The sequence below is a fragment of the Streptomyces sp. NPDC004327 genome, assembly GCF_042873935.1.
In the GTDB taxonomy this organism is placed as follows: Bacteria; Actinomycetota; Actinomycetes; order Streptomycetales; family Streptomycetaceae; genus Streptomyces.
In genome coordinates, this window is sequence record NZ_JBIAME010000006.1 from 167,715 (window position 1) to 194,690 (window position 26,976).

27 protein-coding genes are annotated in these 26,976 nt (G+C 72.5%); 11 read left to right on the top strand and 16 right to left on the bottom strand.

Annotation, left to right across the window (positions count from 1 at the left end; genetic code table 11):
- Positions 1–84 precede the first annotated feature (84 nt).
- A complete protein-coding gene (locus tag ACFYU9_RS21475; protein ID WP_389345721.1) occupies positions 85–1,602 on the bottom strand; it encodes an alkaline phosphatase in 1,518 nt (505 codons plus the stop codon).
- A 326-nt stretch (positions 1,603–1,928) separates the two neighbouring features.
- Between ACFYU9_RS21475 and ACFYU9_RS21480 the strand changes: the two genes are divergently transcribed.
- Positions 1,929–2,447: a class I SAM-dependent methyltransferase gene (locus ACFYU9_RS21480; protein ID WP_389211204.1), complete on the top strand. Its 519-nt coding sequence runs from the start codon at positions 1,929–1,931 to the stop codon at positions 2,445–2,447.
- Positions 2,448–2,496: 49 nt separating this feature from the next.
- Here ACFYU9_RS21480 and ACFYU9_RS21485 read toward each other — a convergent pair whose 3' ends face one another.
- Complete coding sequence (locus tag ACFYU9_RS21485) at positions 2,497–2,706, bottom strand: hypothetical protein (protein WP_389345722.1); 210 nt, start codon at positions 2,704–2,706, stop codon at positions 2,497–2,499.
- On the opposite strand from ACFYU9_RS21485, the gene ACFYU9_RS21490 reads away from it, so the two are divergent.
- Positions 2,705–3,802: an MFS transporter gene (locus ACFYU9_RS21490; protein WP_389345723.1), complete on the top strand. Its 1,098-nt coding sequence runs from the start codon at positions 2,705–2,707 to the stop codon at positions 3,800–3,802. The genes ACFYU9_RS21485 and ACFYU9_RS21490 overlap by 2 nt on opposite strands.
- Before the next feature lie 181 nt (positions 3,803–3,983).
- A complete protein-coding gene (locus tag ACFYU9_RS21495) occupies positions 3,984–5,117 on the top strand; it encodes a protein kinase (protein ID WP_389345725.1) in 1,134 nt (377 codons plus the stop codon).
- 153 nt (positions 5,118–5,270) lie between these two features.
- Here the strand turns inward: ACFYU9_RS21495 and ACFYU9_RS21500 are convergent, their stop codons facing one another.
- The gene (locus tag ACFYU9_RS21500; RefSeq protein WP_389211196.1) at positions 5,271–5,552 is read right to left on the bottom strand and encodes a hypothetical protein; all 282 of its coding nucleotides are present in this window, start codon (positions 5,550–5,552) and stop codon (positions 5,271–5,273) included.
- 190 nt (positions 5,553–5,742) lie between these two features.
- On the opposite strand from ACFYU9_RS21500, the gene ACFYU9_RS21505 reads away from it, so the two are divergent.
- Positions 5,743–7,569 (top strand): alkyl/aryl-sulfatase, encoded by a 1,827-nt coding sequence (locus ACFYU9_RS21505; RefSeq protein WP_389211195.1) that lies wholly within the window; start codon positions 5,743–5,745, stop codon positions 7,567–7,569.
- Positions 7,570–7,706: 137 nt separating this feature from the next.
- Here the strand turns inward: ACFYU9_RS21505 and ACFYU9_RS21510 are convergent, their stop codons facing one another.
- Positions 7,707–8,726 carry a YdcF family protein gene (locus ACFYU9_RS21510; protein WP_389211193.1) on the bottom strand — a complete coding sequence of 340 codons (1,020 nt, stop codon included), beginning with the start codon at positions 8,724–8,726 and terminating at the stop codon, positions 7,707–7,709.
- A 77-nt stretch (positions 8,727–8,803) separates the two neighbouring features.
- Here ACFYU9_RS21510 and ACFYU9_RS21515 point away from each other — a divergent pair, with 77 nt between their 5' ends.
- Positions 8,804–9,106, top strand: a complete 303-nt coding sequence (locus ACFYU9_RS21515; RefSeq protein WP_389211191.1) for a DUF6191 domain-containing protein — start codon at positions 8,804–8,806, stop codon at positions 9,104–9,106.
- Here ACFYU9_RS21515 and ACFYU9_RS21520 read toward each other — a convergent pair.
- The gene (locus ACFYU9_RS21520) at positions 9,089–9,922 is read right to left on the bottom strand and encodes a class I SAM-dependent methyltransferase (protein WP_389211189.1); all 834 of its coding nucleotides are present in this window, start codon (positions 9,920–9,922) and stop codon (positions 9,089–9,091) included. The genes ACFYU9_RS21515 and ACFYU9_RS21520 overlap by 18 nt on opposite strands.
- A gap of 70 nt (positions 9,923–9,992) precedes the next feature.
- On the opposite strand from ACFYU9_RS21520, the gene ACFYU9_RS21525 reads away from it, so the two are divergent.
- Complete coding sequence (locus tag ACFYU9_RS21525; protein ID WP_389345726.1) at positions 9,993–11,939, top strand: prolyl oligopeptidase family serine peptidase; 1,947 nt, start codon at positions 9,993–9,995, stop codon at positions 11,937–11,939.
- 23 nt (positions 11,940–11,962) lie between these two features.
- On the top strand, positions 11,963–12,709 hold the full coding sequence (locus tag ACFYU9_RS21530; protein WP_389345727.1) for an SURF1 family protein: 747 nt from the start codon (positions 11,963–11,965) through the stop codon (positions 12,707–12,709).
- Between the two features lie 131 nt (positions 12,710–12,840).
- On the opposite strand, the gene ACFYU9_RS21535 is transcribed toward ACFYU9_RS21530, so the two are convergent.
- From ACFYU9_RS21535 to ACFYU9_RS21550, 4 genes are all read right to left on the bottom strand, one after another.
- Positions 12,841–13,977 carry a hypothetical protein gene (locus ACFYU9_RS21535; RefSeq protein ID WP_389345728.1) on the bottom strand — a complete coding sequence of 379 codons (1,137 nt, stop codon included), beginning with the start codon at positions 13,975–13,977 and terminating at the stop codon, positions 12,841–12,843.
- A 68-nt stretch (positions 13,978–14,045) separates the two neighbouring features.
- Positions 14,046–14,756, bottom strand: a complete 711-nt coding sequence (locus ACFYU9_RS21540; RefSeq protein WP_389211181.1) for a SigE family RNA polymerase sigma factor — start codon at positions 14,754–14,756, stop codon at positions 14,046–14,048.
- A 262-nt stretch (positions 14,757–15,018) separates the two neighbouring features.
- Entirely contained in the window at positions 15,019–16,077 is a 1,059-nt protein-coding gene (locus ACFYU9_RS21545) for an aspartate-semialdehyde dehydrogenase (protein ID WP_389345729.1), read from the bottom strand.
- A gap of 16 nt (positions 16,078–16,093) precedes the next feature.
- Entirely contained in the window at positions 16,094–17,365 is a 1,272-nt protein-coding gene (locus ACFYU9_RS21550) for an aspartate kinase (protein WP_389211177.1), read from the bottom strand.
- 270 nt (positions 17,366–17,635) lie between these two features.
- Here ACFYU9_RS21550 and ACFYU9_RS21555 point away from each other — a divergent pair, with 270 nt between their 5' ends.
- The 3 genes from ACFYU9_RS21555 to ACFYU9_RS21565 all read left to right on the top strand — a co-directional run bounded on the left by ACFYU9_RS21555 (position 17,636) and on the right by ACFYU9_RS21565 (position 20,285).
- Positions 17,636–18,523, top strand: coding sequence for an ABC transporter substrate-binding protein (locus tag ACFYU9_RS21555; RefSeq protein ID WP_389211175.1), 888 nt, complete (start codon positions 17,636–17,638; stop codon positions 18,521–18,523).
- A 152-nt stretch (positions 18,524–18,675) separates the two neighbouring features.
- Positions 18,676–19,521 carry an amino acid ABC transporter permease gene (locus tag ACFYU9_RS21560; RefSeq protein ID WP_389211509.1) on the top strand — a complete coding sequence of 282 codons (846 nt, stop codon included), beginning with the start codon at positions 18,676–18,678 and terminating at the stop codon, positions 19,519–19,521.
- Entirely contained in the window at positions 19,518–20,285 is a 768-nt protein-coding gene (locus tag ACFYU9_RS21565; protein ID WP_389345730.1) for an amino acid ABC transporter ATP-binding protein, read from the top strand. Before ACFYU9_RS21560 ends, ACFYU9_RS21565 begins: the two co-directional genes overlap by 4 nt.
- A gap of 138 nt (positions 20,286–20,423) precedes the next feature.
- Here the strand turns inward: ACFYU9_RS21565 and ACFYU9_RS21570 are convergent, their stop codons facing one another.
- The 3 genes from ACFYU9_RS21570 to ACFYU9_RS21580 all read right to left on the bottom strand — a co-directional run bounded on the left by ACFYU9_RS21570 (position 20,424) and on the right by ACFYU9_RS21580 (position 22,210).
- Positions 20,424–21,089: a DUF5063 domain-containing protein gene (locus tag ACFYU9_RS21570; RefSeq protein ID WP_389211170.1), complete on the bottom strand. Its 666-nt coding sequence runs from the start codon at positions 21,087–21,089 to the stop codon at positions 20,424–20,426.
- 50 nt (positions 21,090–21,139) lie between these two features.
- Positions 21,140–21,739 (bottom strand): recombination mediator RecR, encoded by a 600-nt coding sequence (gene recR, locus ACFYU9_RS21575; protein WP_389211168.1) that lies wholly within the window; start codon positions 21,737–21,739, stop codon positions 21,140–21,142.
- 129 nt (positions 21,740–21,868) lie between these two features.
- On the bottom strand, positions 21,869–22,210 hold the full coding sequence (locus ACFYU9_RS21580; protein ID WP_389211166.1) for a YbaB/EbfC family nucleoid-associated protein: 342 nt from the start codon (positions 22,208–22,210) through the stop codon (positions 21,869–21,871).
- A 261-nt stretch (positions 22,211–22,471) separates the two neighbouring features.
- Here ACFYU9_RS21580 and ACFYU9_RS21585 point away from each other — a divergent pair, with 261 nt between their 5' ends.
- Positions 22,472–23,278 (top strand): SLATT domain-containing protein, encoded by an 807-nt coding sequence (locus tag ACFYU9_RS21585; RefSeq protein WP_389345905.1) that lies wholly within the window; start codon positions 22,472–22,474, stop codon positions 23,276–23,278.
- A 127-nt stretch (positions 23,279–23,405) separates the two neighbouring features.
- Here ACFYU9_RS21585 and ACFYU9_RS21590 read toward each other — a convergent pair whose 3' ends face one another.
- From ACFYU9_RS21590 to ACFYU9_RS21605, 4 genes are all read right to left on the bottom strand, one after another.
- Positions 23,406–24,059 carry a hypothetical protein gene (locus tag ACFYU9_RS21590; RefSeq protein WP_389211164.1) on the bottom strand — a complete coding sequence of 218 codons (654 nt, stop codon included), beginning with the start codon at positions 24,057–24,059 and terminating at the stop codon, positions 23,406–23,408.
- A gap of 109 nt (positions 24,060–24,168) precedes the next feature.
- Positions 24,169–24,876: a GntR family transcriptional regulator gene (locus ACFYU9_RS21595; protein WP_389211162.1), complete on the bottom strand. Its 708-nt coding sequence runs from the start codon at positions 24,874–24,876 to the stop codon at positions 24,169–24,171.
- A 208-nt stretch (positions 24,877–25,084) separates the two neighbouring features.
- On the bottom strand, positions 25,085–26,446 hold the full coding sequence (locus tag ACFYU9_RS21600; RefSeq protein WP_389211160.1) for an aspartate aminotransferase family protein: 1,362 nt from the start codon (positions 26,444–26,446) through the stop codon (positions 25,085–25,087).
- A 99-nt stretch (positions 26,447–26,545) separates the two neighbouring features.
- A complete protein-coding gene (locus ACFYU9_RS21605; protein WP_389211158.1) occupies positions 26,546–26,881 on the bottom strand; it encodes a hypothetical protein in 336 nt (111 codons plus the stop codon).
- Positions 26,882–26,976 lie beyond the last annotated feature (95 nt).

A 26,976-nucleotide genomic window follows, 5' to 3' on the forward strand; every position in this document is an offset into this window, starting at 1 on the left:
CTCCCGGTGGAGGTCGGTGCGGGTGGCGACGGGCGCGGGGCCGGGGCGCCGCGTTGGCGGCGCGCCCCGGCCCCGCCTGCGGGCTCAGTTGGTGCGCGGAGCCGCGCCGAACAGCTGGCGGTAGAGCTTGCCGTACAGGTCCACGTTGTTCTGGCTGACGGCGAAGCGCTTGCCGCCCGGGCCGTACGCGTAGATCGGGACGTCGGCGCCGGTGTGGTTGCCGGACAGGTAGGACAGCCAGAGGCTGGCCTCCGGGGTGCCGTCCTTGACGTCCGCCGGGTCGTCGGGCGTACGGAAGGTGGCCGGGCCGAAGTTCTTCGGGTCGTTCGCGCCGGCGCCGTTGACGATGCCGGAGGAGCGGGCCGGGTCCTTGACGTTGGCCGAGGAGGAGCGCGACGGCGTGGAGTTGTTCGCCGGGTTGCCCGCGTCCGTGTTGGCCGGCGGGGCGGCCGCCTCGGCGTTGGTGAAGGTGCCCTTCTCGATGATGTTGAAGCCGGCGCACTCGTGGTCCGCCGTCACGACGACCAGGGTGTGGCCGTCCTTCCTGGCGAAGTCGACCGCGGTCTTCACGGCGTCGTCGAACGCCTTGATCTCGTCGAGGGCCTGCGCGGCGTCGTTGGCGTGCGAACGCTTGTCGATCTGCGCGCCCTCGACCTGGAGCAGGAAGCCCTTCTTGGAGCGGCCGTCGAGCAGCGAGAGGGACTTCTTGGTCATCTCCGCGAGCGTCGGCTCCTGCTTCTGCGGAGCGTCGGCGGGCAGCTTGGCCTTGGCGTTCTCGATGGTCAGGTTGCCGCGGTTGAAGAGGCCGACGACCTTGCCGCGCTTGACGTTCGCCAGGTCGTCCTTGGTGGCGACCTTCTGGGTGGCGGCGGTCTGCGCCGGCAGCGCCGGGTCGCCGAAGCTGCCGAGCACCTGGTAGCCCTGGGCCTGCAGCGCCTTCTGGTCGTCCGGCTCGAAGCGGGCCAGGCCGCCGCCGAGGATGACGTCGGCGGTGCCGTTGCGGGCGATCTGCTCGGCGATCGGCGTGATCAGGGTCTGGTCGGCCGGCTTGTTCTCGTAGGTGCCGTCGGCCTTCTTGGGCAGGCAGGAGGCGTCCGAGTAGACCGGGCCCTGGCAGCCGCGCAGCAGTGCGTGGCTGAACTCGGCGGCCGGGGTCGCGTCAGTGACCTCGGCGGTGGAGACGTTGCCCGTGGCGAAGCCGGCCTGGTGGGCCTGCTCCATCAGGGTCGCGACCTTGTTCTCGTAGGCGTCGACGCCGATGGCCGCGTTGTAGGTCTTCACGCCGGAGGACCAAGCGGTGGCGGAGCTCGCGGAGTCGGTGACCAGCGAGGGCTGGTCGCTGTCCTTCTCGACGGCGTACGTGGCGACGGCGCCGTAGTTCGGCAGCCGCTCCATGTTGAGCTTGCCGGTGGCACCGTAGAAGCGCTCGCGGGCGGCGGTGACATGGGTGCGGCCCATGCCGTCGCCGAGGAGGTAGATGACGTTGCGTATCTCGGTGCCGTGGCCCCCGTGCTGGGGCGCCGAGTTGGCCGCCACGGCGCTGCCGGCGGCGAGGGCGCCGGTCGTGGCGACGACCGTCAGGATCCTGACGGATCTGCGCATGCGGATACTCCTAGACGCTGGGCGTCACTCCCCGACCCCGTCGTGTGCCGGGCGCGACGCACCCGGAAGAGCCGGGTAATGGGGACGCTAGGAGCGGGCCGTGAACAGTCCGCGATGCCAGGGTGTCGTGCAGGGGAACACGCCGAGCCTGTCGGTCATTTCCTCGGTCGTCGCGTAAGAGGCGCCAGAGCACTGCTCCTCGGCGAGAGCGACGGCACTCCGTTCCTCAGTCGCCTCGTAAGACGCGCCAGCGCGCCGCTCCTCGGTGAGGGCGCCGGCGCTCCGCGCGCGGGTCACCCGGCCGGCGGCCGCCGTAAGGTGGCCGTATGGCTGCCATCCCCCCGCGTTTCGCCTGGGCGCTGACGGTCCTCGACCTCGGGCCCGACGACCGCGTCCTGGAGATAGGCTGCGGCAGCGGCGCGGCCGCCGCGCTCGTGTGCGAGCGGCTCTCCGGCGGCAGCGGGCACATCGTGGCGATCGACCGCTCGGCCAGGGCCACCGCGCTCGCGCGCCGCCGGCTCGCCGCGCGGATCGCCGCCGGGCGGGCGGAGGTCCGCACGCTGCCCCTGCTCGACCTGGCCGAACGGCACGAGTTCGACGCGGCGTTCGCCTTCAACGTCAACGTCCTGTGGACCCGGTCACCGGACCGCGAGCTGGCCGTCCTGGAGCGCGTCCTGGTGCCGGGCGGGGCGCTGCACCTGTTCTTCGGGTACGGCCAGGGGCCGGCCGACCGGTCGGCGCAGGTCGCCGCCCGGACGGCGGCCGCGCTCACGGCGTACGGCTTCGCGACCCGTACCACCGCCTCCCCGTACGCCGTCTGCGTCAGCGCGCGGATGCCGGTCTGACCTGCGGCGCGGCCCCGCTTTTCGTCCCCGCTTGACCTTCACATCAATGTCAGTCTTTGACGATGTCGGGCATGGCAACCACGGCCTCATCCTCCACTTCGTCCTCGACCGCGTCCTCGGTCTCGTCCTCGACCTCGTCCTCGACCTCGTCTTCTTCTTCTTCGTCCGTGTCATCCGCTTCATCCGCGATGCGTCCTGGCGAGGCGGAGCGGAGACTCCCCCTCTCGCCCCTCCTGGCCCTCGCCACCGCCGCCTTCATGGTGATCCTCACGGAGGCGCTGCCCGCCGGTGTCCTGCCCGAGATGGCCCGCGGCCTGTCCGTCAGCGAGTCGGCGGCAGGCCAGGCGCTGACCGTGTACGCGCTCGCCTCCGGGCTCGCCGCCGTGCCGCTGGCCGTCGTCACCGGGGGCTGGCGCCGCAAGCGGCTGCTCGTGACGGCCGTGGCGGTGTTCACCGTCGCCAACACGGTCACCGCCGTCTCCGCCAGCTATCCGCTGACCATGGCGTTCCGGCTGGTCGCCGGGGTCGCCTCGGCCGCCGTCTGGGCCGAACTCGTCGTCTACGCCCGCCGGCTCGCCCCGCCCCACCTCGCCGGCCGGGCGATCGCCATCGCCATGGCGGGCATCCCGCTCGCCCTCTCGCTCGGCATCCCCGCGGGCACCTTCCTCGGCTCGCTGATCGGCTGGCGGGCGACCTTCGGACTCGTCACCGTGGTGTCGGTGCTCCTGCTGGTGTGGATCCTCGTCTCGGTCCCGGACCACCCGGGCCGGCAGCCGGGCCGGCGCGAGCCGGTGCTGCGGGCGGTCCGGCTGCCCGGCGTCGCCGCCGTCCTGTTCGTCGTCGCGGCCTACGTCCTGGCGCACAACACCTTCTACACGTACATCGCCTCGTTCCTCGACGCGTACGGCATGGGCGGCGAACGCGAGCTGGTGCTCCTGGTGTTCGGCCTGGCGTCGATGGTGAGCATCCTCGTCACCGGCGCCCTGATCGACCGCAGGCTGCGCGAACTCACCATCGCCAGCGCGGCCTTGTTCCTGCTCGCCGCCGCGCTCCTGATCCCCTTCGCCGACCGCCCGGCCGTCGTGTACGCCTCCATGGTGCTGTGGGGCCTCGGCTGGGGCGGGCTCGCCACCCTGGTGCAGACGGCCGTCACGGACGCGGGCGGCGACCGGGCCCAGGCCCTGCTCGTCACCGTCTGGAACACGCTGATGGCGGGCGGCGGCGTGACCGGCGGCGTCCTCCTCGGCACCCTCGGCCCGGCGGCCTTCCCGTGGAGCGTGCTGCTGCTCCTGGTGCCGGTGCTGCTGGTGGTCGTCGGCGCGCGCACCCACGGCTTCCCCAAGCGCGGGGTCTGAGGGGGCGGGCCGGGCGGGATGGTCCTGGGCCCGGGAGTCCCGGGCCCGAGAGTCCCGGGCCCGAGAGTCCCGGGCCCGGGAGCCCGCGCAGGAGCGTCCAGGGCCCGCGAGTCCGGGGCTTGAGGCAACGCCGAGGTGAACCCGCTCTACGATGAGTCGTCAAGAGAAGGGTGGGTCTCAGGTGCTGGTCGCGGACCGATATCGGCTCCAGGTGTGTGTCGGCCGTGGCGGCATGGGCGAGGTCTGGCGGGCGACCGACGAGGTGCTCGGGCGAGACGTGGCCGTCAAGCTGATGCTGGGTCACGAGCACGACCCGTCGGCGGCAGACCGCTTCCGCATGGAGGCGCAGACCGCGGCGCGGCTGAGCCACCCGCACGTCGTCGGCGTCTTCGACTTCGGCACGTGGGACGGAAAGCTCTACCTCGTCATGGAGTTGGTGGACGGCGACAGCCTCGCCGGGGACCGGTCCCACTCCACGGTGTACTCGGCCGAGCAGGTCGCGACCGTGGCCGCGCACGCGGCCGCCGGGCTCTCGGCGGCGCACCGGCAGGGCGTGGTGCACCGGGACATCAAGCCGGGCAACCTGCTGATGGACTCCCACGGGACGGTCAAGCTGGCCGACTTCGGCATCGCGCGCTTCGTCGACGACCCGTCGGCCGCGCTCACCACCACCGGCCAGATCGTCGGCACGGGGCTGTATCTGGCGCCCGAGCGGGCCCTTGGGCAGCCCGCCTCGCCCGCCTCGGACGTCTACTCGCTCGGCTGCGTGCTCTACCAACTGCTCACCGGGCAGCCGCCGTTCCGCGCCGACACCGCGACCGCGCTGCTCTACCAGCACATCGACACCCCGCCGGCGCCGCCGCGGCAGTTCGGCGTGCCGATCCCGGTGGCCTTCGAGGACTTCCTGCTCACGCTGCTCGCCAAGCAGCCCGAGCAGCGGCCGCAGGCCCAGGCGATCGCCGACTGGTTCGCCTCCGGGGCGTGGCGCGACCAGCCGCAGCCGCTGCCGCAGGCCGTACCCGACCCCCAGCCCGTGCCGCACTCCGCGCCGCGCCCGGTGTCGCACCCCGGGCCGGGCCGCGCGCCGCAGCACGCCCCACACCACGCCCCGCACCACCCCCCGCACTCCGCACCGCCTCGGTCCGCCCCCGCGCCCGTCCCCGCGTCGCCCGGCCCGCGCTCGCGGCGTGCGGCCCCGCCCGCCGAGAACCCGATCGCGGCGATCTCCCGGCGCCGCCCGCGCCGTACCGCGGCCGTCGCCGGGGCCATCGCCTTCGTCGTCTTCCTGCTGATCGGGATGGCCTGGCTCAGCTGACCGGGCTCGGCCGGCCGGGACCGGGCTCAGGCTCGGCGCGCCGGGGCCGGGCTCTGACCGGGCTCGGCGCGCAGAGGAACGGGCCCTGACCGGGCCCTCACCGGGCTCGCGAGCCGGGCTCTGACCGGGCTCTCCGGCCGGGCTTCGCGCGCCTCAGTAGATGCGCGGCGCCATCACGTGCGGATCCTGCTCCTCCGGGCCGAGCAGCATGCAGCGCGGCACTCCCGGGCCCGGGGTCGCGCGGACGGTGACCGGCGTCGGCGGGTCGGTCGGCAGCTCGACGTGCAGGGTGACCGGGCGGTCGTTCCGGGTCGTGGCGTGGCCCGTCTCCTTGCCGTCCACGAGGATCTCGACGACCGGGTGGTGTCCGGTCTGCACGGTGGCGCTCACCGAGTGGCCCCGGTAGTCGATGTGGAAGTGGTGCCGAGCTCTCATGACGTCGCCTCCGCACGTATCGGCCGCACGTGTCGGCCTCCTCCAGCGTAGGACGGCCGACCGAATCCGACATGCGGTGGTACGTCCCCGATGGTCCGATGGACCGGTACGCCGTCCGGACGAGCCCGGACGGGCCCACGCGCGACAGCGGCGGGCTCACGCGCGCGACACCGCGAAACGGAGTGCCGGCATGACCACACTGCCCTCCTTCGAGGACACCACCGACTCCGACGACGCCGACCGCGGCTTCCTCGGCGCCCTGGTCCCCGGCGTCGTCACCGCTGCCGACGGCCGGGTGGTCTGGGACAACGACGCCTACGCCTTCCTCAAGGCCGAGTGCCCCGACACCGCCCACCCCAGCCTGTGGCGCCAGTCCGAGCTCTGTGTCCGGCAGGGGCTCTACGAGGTCACGGAGGGCATCTACCAGGTGCGCGGCCTGGACATCTCCAACATGACGGTCGTCGAGGGCGAGCGCGGCATCGTCGTCATCGACCCGCTGATCTCCACGGAGACCGCCGCGGCCGCCCTCGGGCTCTACCGTGAGCACCGTGGCGACCGGCCCGTCACCGGCCTGGTCTACACCCACTCGCACGGTGACCACTTCGGCGGCGCCCGCGGCGTGCTGCCGCACGGCACCGAGGACGGCGTGCCGATCCTCGCGCCGGCCGGTTTCCTGGAGCACGCGGTCAGCGAGAACGTGTACGCGGGCAACGCGATGGTCCGGCGGGCGAGCTACATGTACGGCAACAACATCCCCAAGGGACCGGACGGGCAGATCGGCGTGGGTCTGGGCGCCACCGCCTCCTCCGGCACCATCAGCCTGATCCCGCCGACCGTGGACATCACCCGGACCGGGCAGGAGGAGACCGTCGACGGCGTCCGGATGGTCTTCCAGCTCACCCCGGGCACCGAGGCACCGGCCGAGATGAACTTCCTCTTCCCCGACCACCGCGCCCTGTGCCTGGCCGAGAACGCCACCCACAACCTGCACAACGTGCTCACGCTGCGCGGCGCGGTCGTCCGCGACGCCCGGATCTGGGCGCGCTACCTGGACGAGGCGATCGAGTACTTCCACGGCCGGTACGACGTCGGCTTCGCCTCCCACCACTGGCCCACCTGGGGCCACGACAACGTGGTGGCCTTCCTCTCCGAGCAGCGCGACCTCTACGCGTACCTGCACGACCAGACGCTGCGGCTGCTCAACGAGGGCCTCACCGGGCCCGAGATCGCCGAGCGGCTCCAGCTGCCGCCCGCCCTGGAGAAGCGCTGGCACGCGCGCGGCTACTACGGCTCGCTCAGCCACAACGCCAAGGCCGTCTACCAGCGCTATCTCGGCTGGTACGACGGGAACCCGGCGCACCTGTGGGAGCACCCCCCGGTCGAACTCGCGCAGCGGTACGTGGACGTGGCCGGCGGCCCGGCCGAGGCGGTCGCCAAGGCGCGGGCGTACGCGGACGGCGGGGACCTGCGCTTCGCGGCGACCCTGCTCAACCACGTGGTCTTCGCCGACCCGGAGAACACCGGGGCCAGGCAGGCCCTCGCGGGCGTCTACACCCGCCTCGGACACGGCTCGGAGAACGGGACCTGGCGCAACTTCTACCTGACCGGTGCCCAGGAGCTCCGCGAGGGCGTCGGCGGCGAACTCGTCGACATGACCAACCCCGAGATGGCGGCGGCGCTGACCGTGCCGATGCTCGTCGACTCGGTCGCCGTCCGCATCGACGGACCGCGCGCGTGGCACGACGAGATCACCATCGACCTGCGGCTCACCGCCCCCGACGAGCCGCGCCGGCTGACCCTGCGCAACGGCGTCCTGACCCATCGGGCGCTCGCCGCCCCGCCCCATTCCCCGGCCGGGCTCACCCTCACCCTCGGCAAGCCGCAGCTGCTCGGCCTGCTCGCGGGCGGGGACCCGCACGGCCTCGGCATCGTCGTGGAGGGCGACCCGGCGCTGCTCACCCGCCTGTTGTCGTACGTGACGAAGCCGGACCCGCAGTTCCCGATCGTCACTCCGTGACGGGCGGGACGGTCAGCGGTCAGCGGGCAATGGGCAACGGGCAACGGGCAACGGGCAACGGGCAACGGGCAACGGGCAACGGGCAACGGGCAACCGTCAGCGGTCAGCGGTCACAGCGCGAAGGCCGGCGGCAGAGGTCAGAGCGCGAGGAGCAGGGCCAGGGCGCCCAGGGATATCAGCGCCCCGCAGATGCCCAGGTTGACCGCCTTGTACTGGAGGAAGACGGCGGCGAACTCGCGGATCGTGGCGCTCGGCCAGAAGTACGCGGCGGTGGGCGAGCCCACCACCTGGCCCTTCACGCCCGTCTTCCGGGCGAGCAGCGCGGCCCGGAAGGCGTGGAAGTTGTTGGTGACGATCACGCACTCGGCGCCGGGCCGCTCCGCCTCCATCAGGGCCTTGCTGAACAGCATGTTCTCCTCGGTCGTGCGCGAGCGGTCCTCGCGCACGACCCGGTCCGCCGGGAAGCCGCGCTCGACCAGGTAGTCGGCCATGGCGTGCGACTCGGGCAACTGCTCGTCGGGGCCCTGGCCGCCGGAGGTGATGAGCACCGGCGTCCGGTCCACCTCGCGGAGCGCGGCGAGCTTCTCGTACACCTGCCGGCCCCGGTCGAGGCGGCTGGCGAGCAGCGGCGGCACCCGGCGGCCGCCGAGCAGGCCGGAGCCGAGCACGACGACGTAGTCCGCGTCGCGGCGGATGCCCATGCGGCCGTAGAGGAAGGCGTAGCCGATGAAGCAGAGGAAGAGGAAGGAGACGTAGCCGACGACGAGCAGGAGGGTGCCGACGACGACGCCGAGGGTCACCGAGTGCGTGACGACCGCGACCGCCATCAGCGCCATCACGCCGAACATGCCGAGCCCGGCGAGCAGCGACAGCAGGTTCGCGGGGCGCCGGCCCTCCTTGCGGACCATCTTCACGCCGTTCGCGCACAGGAGTCCGGCCAGCACGACCGGGCCGAGCGAGAGCACGAGCAGCACGACGACCATCACCGTGACGCCGACGCCGGGCGGGGCCTTGTCGATGCCGGCGAGCAGGCCGAGGCCGAGGAAGGTGACGGCCAGGCCGAGATGGACGGCATTGCTGAAGCGGCGCCGGTCGCGCAGCACACCGGCCCCGAAGAGCAGGAGGAAGACTGCGGCGACGACAAGGGCGAACTCCATGCCGCAATCGTAGACAGGACCACCGACAACGGGTCGACGGCTTCCGCCGGTTCACGGGACCGGGTCACAATGGCGGCATGGGATTCGCCGTGTTCGTGACGCTGCCGGGACTGGTGATCGTGCTGACGCTGATCGCGTTCGGTGATCAGCTCCTGCGCGCGAGCGGGCGCGGGAGGCGTGGCGGCCAGGTCTCCGCGACCGGCTTCGAGCAGCTGCACGCCACGTTCTCGCCGGGCAAGCAGAACGAGCTGAAGCAGCGGCAGAGTTCGCTCCTGCTGCGCGACGACGAGGAGGACGGCGCCCCGCCGCACCACTCCACGGTGGATCTGGCGGGCGGGCGCGCCGTGATCAGGCTGAACGGCTCACAGGGCCGGGCGTGACGCCTTGATCGAGTACATCAGCGGGATCCTCGGCCGGTCGGCCGGGAAGCGGTAGTAGCCGTCGTCCTGCCGCAGGAGCGTTTCGAAGCGCGGAAACAGCGTCATGTCGTGCTCGTGCAGGAACTCGATGCGCAGACCCGCCTTCGCGAGGGCCGTGACGACCTCGCCGACCGTGTGCACCCACTCCACGCTGCGGTTGTTGACGGTGGCGGCGTCCAGGTCGGCGTAGGTGCCGGACGAGGTGTCCACCCACGGCTCGCGCACGAAGTAGTCGTTGATCACCGTGGTCGCGGTCGCGTCGTCGAAGGAGTCGGCCATCGGATGGAACTCGGCGACGTAGAGGAAGCCGCCGGGCGCGACGAGCGCGGCGGCCGTCTCGGCCCAACGGTCCAGGTCGGGCAGCCAGTTCAGCGCGCCGCCGCCGGTGTAGACGATGTCGTACGCCGAGTCCGGCACGGCCGCCACGGCGTCGTACGCGTCGGCGGCAACGAACGCGGCCCGCTCGGGCGTCAGTCCGAGGTCGGCGGCGAGCGCGCGGGCGGTCTCGACGGCCGGCTCGGAGAAGTCGAGGCCGACGACGTGCGCGGCGCCGTGCCGGGCCCAGGAGAGGGTGTCGAGGCCGATGTGGCACTGGAGGTGGAGGAGCGAGCGGCCGGTGACGTCGCCGACCTCCGCCAGTTCGAAGTCGCGCAGCGGGTCCTTGCCGGCGCGGAAGTCGTCGAGGCCGTAGAAGTCGCTGGCCACGTGGATCGGCACTCGCTCGTCCCAGCGGGCGCGGTTGGCCTCGTGCCAGTCGTCGGGGGTCGGTGCGTACATGCCTGCGAGGTTATCCACAGCCTGGGGGCGAGGCGAACAATTTGTCGGCGGCGCGGAGCATCATGGCTTCATGACCGAGACCACTGACCAGCACGCTGGCGAACCCGACGAGACCGACGTGACGGACGTGACCGACGTGACCGACGTGACCGACGAGAGCAAGCAGGGTGCGGACGGCACGGACTTCGCCGACGCGCCGGCCTGGCAGCAGCGGTTCCGCGCGCCGCGGGTCTCGCTGCCCGAGTGGGCCGAGGAGGCCCCGGACCGCTCGCTGTTCGTGTCGAACGCGACGGGCACGTTCGAGCTGTACGCGTGGGACCGGGCGACCGGCGCGCAGCGCCAGGTGACCGACCGGCCGAACGGGACGACGGACGGCACGCTCAGCCCGGACGGCCGGTGGATCTGGTGGTTCGCGGACACCGACGGCGACGAGTTCGGCGTGTGGATGCGCCAGCCCTTCGCGGGCGGCGCGGACGAGCCGGCGGTGCCGGGGCTCGACGCCTCCTATCCGGCCGGTCTGGCGCTCGGCCGGGAGGGCACGGTCGTGGTGGGCCGTTCCACGGACGAGGACGGCTCGACGGTGCACCTGCTGCGGCCGGGCGCCGCCGAGCCGGTGGAGATCTACCGGCACCGGGAGTCGGCCGGCGTCGGTGACCTGTCGTACGACGGCTCCCTGATCGCCATCGAGCACACCGAGCACGGGGACGCCATGCACTCGGCGATCCGGGTGCTGCGGGCGGCGGACGCCTCCGGTGCCGGCGGCGCCGTGGTCGCCGAGCTGGACGACACCAAGGGCGGTACGGAGGAGCTGGGCCTGACCGTCCTGGGCTTCGCGCCGGTGGCCGGCGACACCCGGCTGCTCGTCGGGCACCAGCGGCGCGGCCGCTGGGAGCCCATGCTGTGGGACGTGGCCACGGGCACCGAGACGGACCTGCGGCTCGACCTGCCGGGCGACGTGTCGGCGGAGTGGTTCGCGGACGGCTCGGGCCTGCTGATCGTGCACGGCTTCGAGGCCCGCAGCGAGCTGTGGCGGTACGACATCGCCACCGGCGCCCTGGTCCGGGTGGAGACCCCGGCGGGCACGGTGTCGAGCGCGACGGCCCGCCCGGACGGCACCGTGGAGTACCTGTGGTCCTCCGCCGCCCAGCCGCCGGTGGTCCGCTCCACGGACGGCTCGGTCGTCCTGGACCCGCCCGGCCCGAAGGCGCCGCCGTCGGTGCCGGTGGAGGACGTGTGGGTGGAGGGTCCGGGCGGCCGGGTGCACGCCCTGGTGCAGCGTCCGGCGGAGGGCGAGGGCCCGTTCCCGACGGTCTTCGAGGTGCACGGCGGTCCGGCCTGGCACGACAGCGACGCCTTCGCCTCCGGCCCGGCGGCCTGGCTCGACCACGGGTACGCGGTGGTGCGGGTCAACTACCGCGGCTCGACCGGCTACGGCCGGGAGTGGACGGACGCGCTGAAGCACCGGGTCGGTCTGATCGAGCTGGAGGACATCGCCGCCGTGCGCGAGTGGGCGGTGGCGAGCGGCCTCGCCGACCCGGCGAAGCTGGTCCTGGCCGGCGGCTCCTGGGGCGGCTATCTCACCCTGCTCGGCCTCGGCACCCAGCCGGACGCCTGGGCACTCGGCCTGGCCGCCGTGCCCGTCGCGGACTACGTGACGGCGTACGAGGACGAGATGGAGGCGCTGAAGGCGCTCGACCGCACGCTGCTGGGCGGTTCGCCGGAGGAGGTCCCGGAGCGCTTCGCGGCCTCGTCGCCGCTGACGTACGTGGACGCGGTCAGGGCCCCGGTGCACATCACGGCCGGCGTCAACGATCCGCGCTGCCCGATCCGCCAGATCGACAACTACGTGGACCGGCTGGCCGCCCGGGGCGCGGTGCACGACGTGTACCGGTACGACGCGGGGCACGGCTCGCTGGTCGTGGACGAGCGGATCAAGCAGGTGGCGCTCGATCTCGACTTCGCGGCACGGCACCTGGGGACGCCCCCGGCTTGCGGACCCCGGAAGGAGGTGGGCTGAGCGGCCCCCCGTACCGTGGGGGTGTGTACCGGTTCCTGAGAACGCCCCGCTGGTGGGGGATCAACGTCTTCGTCCTCCTCGCCATCCCGTTCTGCGTGTTCATGGGGACCTGGCAGCTGAGCAGATTCGAGGCCCGCGTCGCCTCGCACGAGGCGGCCGAGCGGCAGTCCGTCGAGGTGGCGACGCAGAAGGCGGAGCCGCTGGCCTCGCTGCTGCCCGTGGACCAGGAGACCTCGGGCCGGCTCGCGCGGGCCGCCGGACGGTACGGGGAGCAGTTCCTGGTCCCGGACCGCGAGCTGGACGGCCGCACCGGTTCGTACGTCCTGACGCTGCTGAAGACGGAAGGCGGCAAGGCGCTGCCGGTGGTCCGCGGCTGGCTGCCCGCGGGCGCCGAGGCACCGGCCCCGCCGGCCGGCCCGGTCACGGTCACCGGCGCCCTCCAGGCGTCCGAGGGCCCGGGCACCAAGGGCGTCCGCACGGCGGGCGGGCTGCCCTCGGGGCAGCTCGGCATGATCAGCGCCGCGGCGCTGGTGAACGTGGTGCCGGGCGACGTCTACGACGCCTGGATCACGCTCACCGACTCCCCCGCCGGGCTCAAGCCGGTGCCGGCGGCCGCCGCCGCGGGCACGAGCCTGGACATGAAGTCGTTCCAGAACCTGGGCTACACGGCCGAGTGGTTCGTCTTCGCGGGCTTCGTGGCCTTCATGTGGTTCCGCCTCGTCCGCCGCGAGGTGGAGGCCCAGCGGGACGCGGCCCTCGGCATCGTCTAGGGCCTGAGCACCCCTGATCCGATCCGCCGGACAGGCCCTGGCATCTGCCGGGGCCTGGGATCCAGGGTCTGGGACCCAGGCCCCGGCTCCAGGGGCTGAGGCCTGGCACCCAGAGTCCGAGGTCTGGGGCCTCAGGAGGCGTCCAGGACCCCGGTCCGGTAGATGGTGCCCGCGCAGGCGTTGGGGATGGTCGTCTCGGCCGCCGGGCCGCCCGGGTCCGCCGTGTGCGTCACGGCGACGCTGCCGTCGGCCGTGGTGCCGTCCGTCATCTGGGTGGCGGGCGTGTTGGCGGACGGGTCCGTGCCGGCTCCGCCCGTGGTGCCGCCGCCGGTGGTCGAGCCGCCGCCGTTCGACGGGTCGGTCGGGGTCGGCGTCGGCGTGGTGCCGGTGGTGGGGCAGGTCTCGCTGGGCACCCAGGCGAACTTCACCTCGTAGGCGTTGTCCGGGGTGAGCAGCAGCCGCGCCGACTCCTGTGCCGGGTCGGGCAGTCCAGCGGCCGCGTCGCCCGCGGTGTGCTCCACGACAGCGATCTTCGTCCGGTCCGCCGCGCCGTGCGCCTCGAAGGCGACCTTCCCGGCGCCGCCGACCACGCAGTCGCGCGGCGAGACGTTGGCGATCCGGAAGGTGCCGTAGACCTTCCCCGACCCGTCCGGCGCGCCGGCCTGGGCCGAGACGACGCCGAGCTGGCCGGCCAGGCAGGTCGGCGGGGCGTCCGGGGCGACGGACGGGGTGGGCTTGCCGCCGGTGCCGGCGGCCGTGCCGGGCGCCGTGGCGGTGGGCGGCTTCCCCGTGGTGCCCTCGGCGCCGCCCTGGCTGGGCGCGGTGGAGCCGGGGGACGGGGCGGCGGTCTGCTGGCCGCCCTCGATGCCGGTCTCGGTGCCGGTGCCGCCCTGGGCCTGCTCGCCGTGTCCGGCGTTGACGGCCTTGTCGGTGCTGATCCCGTCCGACGTGGCGACGTGCACGAGGGCCGGCACGGCCGTGCCGACGAGGACGATCGCGGCGGCCATGCCGACGACGGCCTGCCGCTTGCGGGCCCGGCGGGCGGGCACGGCCCGGCGCAGGTGGTCGAGCGCGTCCGCGGAGGGTTCGAGCCCGGACACGGCGCCCTGGAACAGCCGCCGCAGCGCGAGTTCGTCAACCGAGCCGTCCGAACCGAGCGAACCGCCCGAGCCGTCCGCGCCGACGGGGGCACCCGTACCGCCCGCGCCGACCGGGGCACCCGGACCGCTCGTACCGCCCGAGCCGTTGCCCTCCGGCGCTTCGTTCACCAAACCGAATCCACTCAGGTCGTCCCGGTCACCGTCGCGCCCATCATGCCGCCCGTACTGCCGCCCGCTCATGACGTGGCCTCCATGGCGACGCGCAGCGCCGCGATGCCGCGGGAGCCGTACGCCTTGACCGAGCCGAGCGAGATGCCGAGGGTCTCGGCGACCTGGGCCTCCGTCATGTCCGCGAAGTAGCGCAGCACGAGGACCTCGCGCTGGCGCCGCTGGAGCCCGCGCATCGCCTTGATCAGCGCGTCCCGCTCCAGCTGGTCGTACGCGCCCTCCTCGGCGCTCGCCATGTCCGGCATCGGCTTCGAGAGCAGCTTGAGGCCGAGGATGCGGCGGCGCAGCGCGGAGCGCGAGAGGTTGACGACGGTCTGGCGCAGATAGGCCAGGGTCTTCTCGGGGTCGCGGACCCGGTTGCGGGCCGAGTGGACCCGGATGAACGCCTCCTGCACGACGTCCTCGCAGGAGGCGGTGTCGTCGAGGAGCAGCGCGGCGAGGCCGAGCAGCGACCGGTAGTGGGCGCGGTAGGTCTCGGTGAGGTGGTCGACGGTGGTGCCGGCAGCCATCGTGTCGTCAGCGCCCCCGCGGGGCGCCGGGATACCGCTCACGGTCGGCGGCGTGGCCGGGCCGGCGGGGTGTGTGGACCGCGTGGGTCGGGGTTTCAGGGGCATGGGCGCGATCACCGGCATGCCGCCGGCCGGGCGCGGCCGCCCGAGCGGTCGCAGCCCGGTGCCGCGCAGCGGGATGACCGCCGCGATGTCGAGTACCTCTGCCACGCCTGTTGGACACGCTTCCCCCCGTCAGGGTTGTACGCGTACGCCACCGCTTTTGACGGTGCGTCGTTTGCCCTCATGCGTACCCGTTCTCCCCCGATGCCCTGCTCTGGGCGTGCTCCGCGTCACATGGTCCTGGGTGCACGCGAAGACGCTCCCGCCCGACCGCTGGTTGCAGCGGGGAGGGAACAGCATCGTCGTCCAGGACATCTGACCTGATCAAGAGCCCGCTGACGCCGATTTGCTCACAAGGCGTTCACAGATCCTACAAAGTTGAGATCGTCCCCACGATCGACTCCGCGATCTGCACGGCGTTGAGCGCGGCGCCCTTGCGCAGGTTGTCCGCGCACACGAAGAGGTCCAGGGCCTGGACGTCGTCCGGCGAGCGACGCACCCGGCCGACCCAGGTGGGGTCGGTGCCGACGACGTCGGCGGGCGTCGGGAAGTCGCCGGCGCCGGGATCGTCGTACAGGACCACGCCGGGCGAGGTGGCGAGGATCTCGTGCGCGCGGGCGACGGTGACGGGCTTCTCGAAGCGGGCGTGCACGGAGACGGAGTGCCCGGTCACCACCGGGACCCGGACGCAGGTCGCGGCGACGCGCAGCCCGGGCAGGCCGAGGATCTTGCGGCTCTCCTCGCGCACGGCCAGCTCGTCCGTGGACCAGCCGCCGTCGGCGAGCTCGCCCGACCAGGGCAGCACGTTGAGGGCGAGCGGGCCCGGGAAGGGGCCGGTGGCGTCGCCGACCGCCCGGCGCACGTCGCCGGGGTGCGTGCCCAGCTCGCCGCCGGTGACGACGGCCAGCTGGTGGCGCAGCGCCGCGGTGCCCGCCCGGCCCGCGCCGCTCGCGGCCTGCTGCACGGTGACGACGAGCTCGGTGAGCCCGTACTCGGCGTGCAGGGCGCCCACGGCGACGATCAGGGCCAGGGTGGAGCAGCCGGGGCTGGCGACGATGCCGCGCGGCCTCATCCGTACGGCGGCCCCGTTGATCTCCGGGACGACGAGCGGCACGTCGGGGTCGGCCCGGAAGGCCGCCGAGGTGTCGACGACCACCGCGCCCTTGGCGGCGGCGATGGGCGCCCAGCGCGCCGCGACGGCGTCGGGCACCAGGAAGAGGGCGAGGCCGACGCCTTCCAGGCCCTCCTCGCTCAGGGCGCGGACCTCGGTCTCCTCCCCCCGGACGGTCAGCTTGCCGCGGGCCGAGCGGGGGGAGGCGAGGAGCCGGATCTCGCCCCAGACGTCCGCGTGGTGCGAGAGCGTCTGGAGCAGCACGGCGCCGACGGCCCCGGTCGCTCCCACGACCGCGAGCGTCGGTTTGCCGCTCATCAGGATGTCCGGGTGGTCAGCGGCCGGTGCCGCCGTAGACCACGGCCTCGTCCGTGTCGCTGTCCAGACCGAAGGCGGTGTGGACGGCGCGGACGGCCTCGTTGACGTCGTCGGCGCGGGTGACGACCGAGATGCGGATCTCCGAGGTGGAGATCAGCTCGATGTTGACGCCCGCATCCGACAGCGCCTTGAAGAAGTCCGCGGTGACGCCCGGGTTCGTCTTCATGCCGGCGCCGACCAGGGAGATCTTGCCGATCTGGTCGTCGTAGCGCAGCGAGTCGAAGCCGATCGTGGCCTTCGTCTTCTCCAGGGCGTCGATGGCCTTGCGGCCCTCGGCCTTGGGGAGCGTGAAGGAGATGTCCGTGAGCCCGGTGGAGGCCGCGGACACGTTCTGCACGATCATGTCGATGTTGATCTCGGCGTCCGCGACGGCGCGGAAGATGGCCGCGGCCTCGCCCGGCTTGTCCGGCACGCCGACGACCGTGATCTTGGCCTCGGAGGTGTCGTGCGCGACACCGGAGATGATGGCCTGCTCCACCTTCAGATCCCCTGTCGGTTCGTTGCTGACCCACGTGCCCTGCAGCCCCGAGAAGGAGGAGCGGACGTGGATCGGGATGTTGTAGCGGCGTGCGTACTCGACGCACCGGTGCAGCAGCACCTTGGAGCCGGAGGCGGCGAGCTCCAGCATGTCCTCGAAGGAGATCCAGTCGATCTTCTTCGCCTTCTTCACCACGCGCGGGTCGGCGGTGAAGACGCCGTCGACGTCCGTGTAGATCTCGCAGACCTCGGCGTCGAGCGCGGCGGCCAGGGCGACGGCGGTCGTGTCGGAGCCGCCGCGGCCCAGGGTGGTGATGTCCTTCTTGTCCGCGGACACGCCCTGGAAACCGGCGACGATGGCGATGTTGCCCTCGTCGAGCGCGGTGCGGATGCGGCCCGGCGTGACATCGATGATGCGCGCTTTGTTGTGGACCGAGTCGGTGATGACACCCGCCTGGCTGCCCGTGAACGACTGGGCCTCGTGGCCCAGGTTTTTGATCGCCATGGCCAGCAGGGCCATGGAGATCCGCTCTCCGGCGGTCAGCAGCATGTCGAACTCACGGCCGGCCGGCATCGGGGATACCTGCCCGGCGAGATCGATCAGCTCGTCCGTCGTGTCGCCCATCGCGGAGACCACGACGACCACCTGGTGGCCGTTCTTCTTGGCTTCCACGATTCGCTTGGCGACGCGCTTGATGCCCTCGGCATCGGCAACGGAGGAGCCTCCGTACTTCTGCACGACAAGGCCCACGTGCGCTCCTCGCTCAGTCGTTGCCGCAGCTAGCCGCTGCGGTCGGCTCAGTTTAACGAGCAGCGGAAAAACACCACGGTGATATCACCTGATGAGATTCGTTGCTCGCGGAGTGATCACTGGGATATACGGCGGCCGCACCCCGGCCCCGCCGGGCGCGCTCCCGACCACCCATCCCACACCCGCAACACCACCGTCACAAACGTCCGCCATGCGAGACCACACGCGCGTGACCTGGACAGATGCCCGGACCGGTGTCACGCTCCCGCCATGCGCCCACGTCACACCGCCACCCTGGCCACCGCCTCCGTCCTCGTCGCCCTCGCCGCGTCCGCATGCGCGCCGCAGCCCGAGGAGTCCCCGGAGCAGGCGGCCGGCGGCAAGCCGGCCAACAGCGCCCCCGCGTCCTGCGCGAAGGACGCGCTCGCCACGAAGGCGAAGGGCAAGCTGACGGTCGGCACCGACACGCCCGCCTACGCGCCCTGGTTCCAGGACGACGACCCGGCCAACGGCAAGGGCTACGAGTCCGCCGTGGCGTACGCGGTCGCGCAGAAGCTCGGCTTCGCCAAGGGTGACGTGGTCTGGCAGAAGGTCGCCTTCAACAACGCCTTCGCGCCCGGCGAGAAGAGCTTCGACCTCGACGTCAACCAGGTGTCGATCAACGAGGACCGCCGCAAGGCCGTGGACCTGTCCTCCGGCTACTACGACGTCCGCCAGGCCGTCATCGCGCTCAAGAACTCCAAGGCCGCGAAGGCGACCAGCCTGGCCGACCTCAAGGGCGCCAAGCTCGGCGCGCAGGTCGGCACGACCAGCCTCGACGTGATCAACGAGCAGATCAAGCCGGAGCAGCAGCCCGCCGTCTTCCAGAAGAACGACCTCGCCAAGGCCGCCCTGAAGAACGGCCAGGTCGACGCGATCGTCGTCGACCTGCCGACCGCGTTCTACATCACCGGCGCCGAGGTCCCCGAGGCCAAGGTCGTCGGCCAGTTCGAGACCACGGGCGGCGCCAAGGAGCAGTTCGGCCTGGTCCTCGACAAGGGCTCCGCGCTGACCTCCTGCGTCTCGCAGGCCGTGGACGCGCTGCGCAAGGACGGCACCCTCGCCGCCATCGAGAAGCAGTGGCTGTCGGAGGCGGCGGGCGCGCCGGTGCTGAAGTGACCGACATGCAGCCCGTCACGAAGGCCGTCACGGAGGCCGGCACGAAGGCCACCGCGGACGCCGCCTCGGACGCCGCCACCGGGGCCGTCCCGGAGGGCGTCACGAAGACCGCCACGGCGAAGGACGCGCCCCAGGAGGACGTCCCGGGCGAGATGTACCGGCCGTCGCGGCGGCGGATCGAGCGCGAGCGCTACAAGCGCTCCCGCACGCGCCGCGCGACGGCCGTCGCCGCCCTGAGCACCGCCGCGACCCTGGCGGTGCTCTACTTCGTCATCACCGGCTCCCCGGGCTGGCCGCGCACGAAGGAGACCTTCTTCGACGCGGAGTACGCCCGCCAGGCGTTCCCCCAGGTCATCGACGGTCTGTGGCTCAACCTCCGGCTGCTCGTCGTCTGCGGCGCCGTCACGCTCGTCCTCGGCCTGCTGCTCGCCGTCGCCCGCACCCTGCGCGGCCCGGCGCTCTTCCCGCTGCGCGCGCTCGCCACCGCCTACGTGGACTTCTTCCGCGGCCTGCCGCTGATCATCTGCCTGCTCGCCGTCATCTTCGGCGTGCCCGCGCTGCGCCTCCAGGGCGTCCCGACCGACCCGGTCGTCCTCGGCGGTGCGGCGCTGGTCCTCACGTACTCCGCCTACATGGCGGAGGTCTTCCGGGCCGGCATCGAGAGCGTCCACCCCAGCCAGCGCGCCGCGGCCCGCTCGCTCGGCCTGTCGAGCGCGCAGACGATGCGGTACGTGGTGCTGCCGCAGGCCGTACGCCGGGTGGTGCCGCCGCTGCTCAACGACCTGGTCTCGCTCCAGAAGGACACCGGCCTGGTCTCGATCGCGGGCGCGGTGGACGCCGTGTACGCGGCGCAGATCCTCGCGTCCAAGACCTTCAACTACACGCCGTACGTCGTCGCGGGCCTCGTCTTCGTCGTCCTGACGATCCCGATGACCCGGTTCACTGACTGGGTCACGGCCCGGATGAACCGCCGTCAGTCGCAGGGAGGCACGGTATGACCGGGACCCAGGCCGTCCTGAGGCTCGAATCGGTCCGCAAGACCTACGGCCACGGCTCCGCCGCCACCGTCGTCCTGCGCGATGTCGACCTCACCGTCCCGCAGCACACCGTCACCGTGCTCATCGGCGCCTCCGGCTCCGGCAAGTCGACCCTCCTCAAGTGCGCCAACCTGCTGGAGGAGATCGACGACGGCGCGATCTTCCTGGACGGCGAGGAGATCACCGACCCGCGCGCGGACGCCGACGCCGTGCGGCGCCGGATCGGCGTGGTCTTCCAGGCGTACAACCTGTTCCCGCACATGAGCGTGCTCGACAACATCACGCTCGCTCCGCGCCGCGTCCACAAGGCCGAGCGCCGCGAGGCCGAGGACCGGGCGCGGGAGCTGCTCGACCGGCTCGGGCTCGGCGCGAAGGCGGGCGAGTACCCGGACCGGCTCAGCGGCGGCCAGCAGCAGCGCGTGGCGATCGCCCGCGCGCTGGCGAGCCGGCCGCGCCTGCTGCTGCTCGACGAGGTCACGGCGGCGCTCGACCCGGAGCTGGTCGGCGAGGTCCTGAACGTCGTGCGCGACCTCAAGGAGGAGGGCATGACGATGGTCATCGCCACGCACGAGATGGGCTTCGCCCGCGAGGTCGCCGACCAGGTCTGCTTCCTGGAGAACGGTGTCGTCCTGGAGCGCGGCACCTCGGCCGAGGTCTTCGGCGCGCCGGCGCACGAGCGCACGCGCCGGTTCCTGAGCCGGATCGTGGAGGCGGGCCGGCTGTAGGGCCGGATCGCCGGAGCGGCCCGCGAGGCGAAGACGGGCCGCATTGTGAAGCCGGGCCGACGGCAAGCCCGGATCACTTCAGGCCCGGATCGCGAAACGCGGGCCGGATCCGTGATCCGGCCCGCTCGGCTCCTGCGCTCAGCCCTTGGCCGGTCGGCCGAGGCCCAGCGGCCCCGCGATCTCCTCGATCATCACGCGCCCCGCCTCCTCGGCGAGGTCGTCGTCCGCGAGGTCCTCGTCCGTGTCGAGCCCCGCCAGGTCGGCGAGCGGCTGGTCGAGCCGCACGTGCGCCACGAGCGACTGGAGGGCGCGCAGGGTGGCGGAGGCGGTGGGGCCCCAGTTCGAGAAGTACGAGAACTGCCACCACCACAGCGCCTCGCTGGTCCGGCCCGCCCGGTAGTGGGCGAGGCCGTGCCGCAGGTCCGTGACGATGTCGGCGAGGCTGTCGGAGATCCGCGCCGGTACGGGCGCCTTGCGCGGCTCGTACGGGTCGAAGACCTCGGAGAACACGTCGACCGGCTCCAGCATGACCGCGAAGCGCTCGCGCAGGTCGTCCACGTCCGCGTCAGGGCCCGCGTCCGGCTCGTACTGCTCGTCCGGGACGATGTCCGCGTGCGCGCCGAGCCGCCCGCCGGCGAGCAGCAGCTGCGAGACCTCCAGGAGCAGGAAGGGCACCGCGCTGTCCGGCTCGTCGCCCTTGGCGACCTCCGCCGTCGCGACGATGAAGCTCTCGATCGAGTCCGCGATCTGCACCGCGAAGTCGTCCGGGTCCTGGGTGATGGAGTGCAGCGTGGCGTCAGACATCGAGGAGCCTCCCTGGGAGTGCGCCGTCGTGCGCACGGACTCGGTCGTCGTCATACATCTAGCAGTCGCCGCCCCTCGAAGGCACGCCCCAGGGTGACCTCGTCGGCGTACTCCAGGTCGCCGCCGACGGGCAGACCGCTCGCGAGCCGCGTCACCTTCAGGCCCATGGGCTTGATCATCCGCGCCAGGTACGTCGCGGTGGCCTCGCCCTCCAGGTTCGGGTCGGTGGCCAGGATCAGCTCGGTGACCGTGCCGTCCGCGAGCCGCGCGAGCAGTTCGCGGATCCGCAGGTCGTCGGGGCCGACGCCCTCGATCGGGCTGATCGCGCCGCCGAGCACGTGGTAGCGGCCGCGGAACTCGCGGGTCCGCTCGATCGCCACGACGTCCTTCGGCTCCTCGACCACACAGATGACGGTCTGGTCCCGGCGCGGGTCACGGCAGATGTTGCAGTGCTCCTGCTGTGCCACGTTGCCGCAGACCGCACAGAACCGGACCTTCTCCTTGACTTCCAGAAGCGCCTGGGCGAGCCGCCGCACATCGGTCGGCTCGGCCTGGAGGATGTGGAAGGCGATCCGCTGGGCGCTCTTGGGACCGACGCCGGGCAGCCTGCCCAGTTCGTCGATGAGGTCCTGAACCACGCCTTCGTACAATGCCGGCGCCCTTCTCGGAAGTGCTTGATTCTTACGGTAGTGGCTGGAATCCGGCCACAGAAGATGTACGGGCCGGAGAGCCTGAGGGATGGCGGGGCCCGGAAGACCCAGGCCCGGCGGGACCGGGTCTCAGAAACCCAGGCCCGGCAGGCCGCCGCCGCCCAGGCCCTGCGCGAGCGGGCCCAGCTTGTCCTGCTGGAGCTGCTGCGCGTTGTCGTTGGCGGCCTTCACGGCGGCCACGATCAGGTCGGCGAGCGTCTCGGTGTCCTCCGGGTCGACCGCCTTCGGGTCGATGACCAGGCCGCGCAGCTCGCCGGAGCCGGTCACCGTGGCCTTGACCAGGCCACCGCCCGCCTGCCCGTCGACCTCGGTCGCCGCGAGCTCCGCCTGGGCGCGGGCGAGGTCCTGCTGCATCTTCTGGGCCTGCTGGAGGAGCTGCTGCATGTTGGGCTGGCCACCACCGGGGATCACGGTCACTCCTCAGGTTCAAGAACTTGGTGCAAACGAGCCTACGTGGTCGTCGACCCCTACGCCGACGCAACTCTTTCGAGTGAGAAACTGCGGGCTCCTCTACCTGATCAACACCCTCTTGCGGGCGGAAATCCCGGGATTCCGGGCCCACAGCCCACCATTCGGCGGTAGGAAGGGCAGGCACCACGTGCACCGCACGTCACAGAAGGACACGAGCACTGAGCTGAACAGAGGAGTCCCCCGGTGAGCCAGCAGCCGGACATGCAGCCGCAGCCGGGGAACCCCGATGGCCCGGGCAACCCCGGCGAGCCCGGAGGTCCGGCCGCGCACGCGCACCACGACAAGACCGGAGACCGGGCCGCGGACAGGGCCGGCGACAGGACCGGGGAGCGGGCCGCGGACCTGACCGGGGCGCCCTTCCCGCTGGGCGACTGGGGCGAGCCCGCCGAGCGCCTCGACGAGCTCTACCGCTGGGTGGAGTCCAACGCGCTGCGCACCGCCGAGTGGTATCTCTCCGACCGCGTCTGGAAGCGCCGCTGCGCCCGCCTGCTGCGCCTCGGCACGGCCCTCGGCGCGATCGCGGGCGCCGCACTGCCGCTGCTCGACCTGGCCGGGGCCGGCGACGGCCTGGCCGGCTGGGGCTATCTCGCGCTGCTCGTCGGCGCCGCCTGCTTCGCCTGCGACCGCTACTTCGGCATCACCTCGGGCTGGATAAGGAACGTGGCCACGGCCCAGGCCGTGCAGCGCCGGCTCCAGGCGCTCCAGTTCGACTGGGCCTCGGAGAGCGTGCGCGAGGTGCTCGGCCCGACGGAGGGCACGGCCAGCGAGGCCGCCGAGCGCTGTCTGGGCATCCTGCGCCGCTTCTCGGAGGACGTGACGGAGCTGGTGCGGGCGGAGACGGCGGACTGGATGGTCGAGTTCCGTTCCGGCCCGGCGCCGCTGGCCCTCCAGTCGGTCGGCCCGGCCCCGGGCGCCCGGACCGAGACCGGCCACTCCTCGGGCCGCTTCCCGCTGCCGCCGGGCACCCGGCCCAACATGCCGCGCCAGCGCCCGCCGGAGCCGCGCTGAGCGTCGTACGTACGGGGCCCCCGCCCCGTACGCCTACCCGTACCCGTACCCGTGCCCGTGCCCGTACCCGTGCCCAGGCCCGTACCGCGTACCCGTACCCGTACGCGCCCCCGTACGCCCGACCGTCCTAGCTGAGGATGATCATCGAGCCCTGGGCCAGGCTGCGCGTCGCCGCCGCGTGCAGCCCCAGCCAGACGTGGCGCTCCCGGGCGAAGGGGCTGTCGTCCTGGTACGGGGCGGGGGCGGCCGGCTCCTCCAGGCTGGTGGGCCGGTCCGGGGGCGCGGGCGCGGCCGGCGGGTTCGCCGGGTTGATGCCGATCGCGGGCGCGACGAACTCCAGCTCGCGCAGGAGCCCGTACGAGGAGCCGAGCGGACCGCCGCCCTCCAGGAGCTCGTCGTTGGAGAGCGGTACGGGGAAGTCGACCGGGACGTAGGCGCCGGCGTGGTCGTAGTGCCACACCAGGTGCGACTGCTGGGCGGTCGCCTCGAACATCTCCAGGAGCTGCTCGTAGTCCCCGCCGAGCTCGCCGACCGGCTCGATGGGCAGCCCGCACATCTGGAGCAGATAGACGCGCCGCAGGAAGTGCAGGGCCTCGTAGTCGAAGCCCGCGACCGGGGCGACGTCGCCGGAGAGCCCCGGCATGTAGGCGTAGACGGGCACGGTCGGCATGCCGGCCTCGGTCAGGGCCTGGTCGAAGACGGCTATCTCTTGGGCGAAGGGGTTGTCGGGGCTGTGGCACAGCACGTCGACGAGGGGGACCAGCCACAGGTCACAGGCCAAGGGAGGCTCGCTCTCCGTCAGTTGCGAGGGTCGTTCGCAGGGGTGGCCAGGGTATTAGGGGCGCGCCGCCCCGCCTACCCGGTGGGTGCCTGCCCGTGGAGACCCCTTCTCAACCCGCCGGGCGCCCGCGCCGGTCGAGCCGGTCCGCCCACTCCAGGGCGCGCGCGTTGTACTCCCGTACGACCGCCACCGCGCCGGCCGCGTCACCGCGCGTGATCGCGTCGACCAGGTCGACGTGCCCGCTCCACAGCCAGCCGGCCGGCTCGCGGTCGGAGCGCAGGTAGGGCACGGAGAAGACCCAGGCCTGGACGCGCAGCCGGTGCAGGAAGTCGGCGATGTGGTCGTTGGCGGCGATGAGCCGGCCCAGCTCGCGCCAGTAGCGGATGTCGTAGCCGACGAGGATGTCGAGGTCCCCGGCCCGGGCCGCGCGGGCGGCCGCCTCGCCCCGGCGCCGTATCGACACGAGCGCGACCCCGTAGGAGAGGTCGGGTTCGGCGGACGCCTCCGAGGCGGGCGGCTGCCGGCGGAAGATGCCGTCCACGACGAGCATGCGGGCCTCGACCATGCCCCGGTAGTCGTCGACGGAGAACTCGTGCACGCGGAAGCCGCGGTGCTGGTCGGAGTCGAGCAGTCCCTGCGCGCAGAGGTCGACGAGGGCCTCGCGCACGGGCGTCGCGGAGACGCCGTACTGCTCGGCGATCTGCTTGACCGTGAACTCCTGGCCGGGCTGGAGACGCCCCGCGAGGACTTCGTCACGCAGCGCGTCCGCGATCTGCTGTCGCAGGGTGTTGCGGGTGACAGCTCCGCTCGCGGGCATGTGTTCGGCCCCCTCCGTCCGGGTTCCGGGACACCCTAGTCCAGGGCGGGGAGGGGGCCGATCACCGTTCGATGACGGACGAACGTCACACGGTGTGCGTCACGGCGCGTACGTCACACGGTGTGCGTCACGGCGTGCATCACACCGTGAGCGCCACACCGTGCGCGTACACCGCCTACGACGCACCGTGCGCGTCATACCGCGTCCGTCAGACCGTGTGCTCGTCGGCGACGCTCAGCGCCGCGTCGAGGGCGGCCAGGCCCTCCTTGGCCTCCGCCTCGCTGACGTTGCAGGCGGGGACGGCGTGGGTGCGGTTCATGTTGATGAACGGCCACAGGCCCTGCTTCTTCGCCGCGGCGCCGAAGGCGGCCATCGGCGCGTTGGCCTCGCCGGCCGCGTTGTACGGGACGAGCGGCTCGCGCGTCTCCTTGTTCTTGACCAGGTCGAGCGCCCAGAAGACACCCATGCCGCGCACCTCGCCGACCGACGGGTGGCGCTCGGCCAGCTCGCGCAGGCCGGGGCCGAGGACGGTCTCGCCGATGTGGGCGGCGTGCTCGACGACCTTCTCGTCCTCCATCACGTGGATGGTGGCGACGGCGGCGGCGCAGGCCAGCGGGTGCCCGGAGTAGGTCAGACCGCCGGGGTACGGACGGGTCTCGAAGGTCGCGGCGATCTTCTCGCTGATGGCGACGCCGCCCAGCGGCACGTAACCGGAGTTCACGCCCTTGGCGAAGGTCATCAGGTCCGGCACGACGTCGAAGTGCTCGGCGGCGAACCACTTGCCGGTGCGGCCGAAGCCCGCCATGACCTCGTCCAGGATGAAGACGATCCCGTACTTGTCGCAGATCTCGCGCACGCCGGCCAGGTAGCCGGGCGGCGGGGTCATGATGCCGGCCGTGCCCGGGACGGTCTCCAGGATGATCGCGGCGACGGTCGCCGGGCCCTCGAAGGCGATGGTGTCCTCGAGGTGGGCGAGGGCGCGCTGGCACTCCTCCGCCTCGGTGGTGGCGTAGAACGGCGAGCGGTAGAGGAACGGCGCCCAGAAGTGCACGACACCGGCGGAGGCCGTGTCGGACGGCCAGCGGCGCGGGTCACCGGTCAGGTTGATCGCGGTGGAGGTGGCGCCATGGTACGAGCGGTAGGCGGAGAGCACCTTCGTACGGCCGGTGTGCAGCCGGGCCATGCGGACGGCGTTCTCGACGGCCTCGGCGCCGCCGTTGGTGAAGAAGATCTTGTCCAGGTCGCCCGGCGTGCGCTCGGCGATGAGCCGCGCGGCCTCCGAGCGCACGTCCACGGCGAACGCGGGCGCGAAGGTCGCGAGCTTCCCGGCCTGCTCCTGGATCGCGGCGACGACCTTCGGGTGCTGGTAGCCGATGTTGGTGTAGACGAGGCCGCTGGTGAAGTCGAGGTAGCGGTTGCCGTCGTAGTCCCAGAAGTACGAACCCTCGGCGCCGGCGACGGCGAGCGGGTCGATCAGGCCCTGGGCGGACCAGGAGTGGAACACGTGCGCGCGGTCGGCGGCCTTGACGGCCGCACCGGCCTGGGGGTCGGGTTCGACATGAGGGGTCATGGGTCGAGGGTAAGGAAGCCCAGGTGGGGCGGGCCATGACCATCTTGTCCACCGAGACCGGGGCGGACGAGACAGAGTGCTGGGCGGGGAGCCGCGTCGTTACGTCATGAGCTCCGTGACCGCGCTCCGTAACAGCAGCGGGTGTACGAAGCGGCCGGGCGCGGTCGGCGGGAAGCGCCACGTCAGCGGCCACGTCTTGCCCGTGAGCGCGGGCACCGGGACATAGCTCACCTGGCCCGGCGCGGCGTTGAACCGCGTCACCCCGCGCGGCCACGAGCGGTGCGTCGTCGTCCCGGCCGGGAGGAGGAAGTAGACGCCGCGCCGCCCGTTCTCCTCCATCACGACGGGCCCGGGCTCGCCGCCCGTGAGCACGGCCATCCAGTCGGCGAGCCGGCGGCCGGGATCGCCGTCGACGCGGATGGCGTCGAATTGCACACCGGCCTTGCGGAGCTGGAAACCGGAATGGGGAATCCAATCACACGAGGCCGTGTTCGGCTCTGGTTTTGATGCATTCACGGGGACATGTTCCC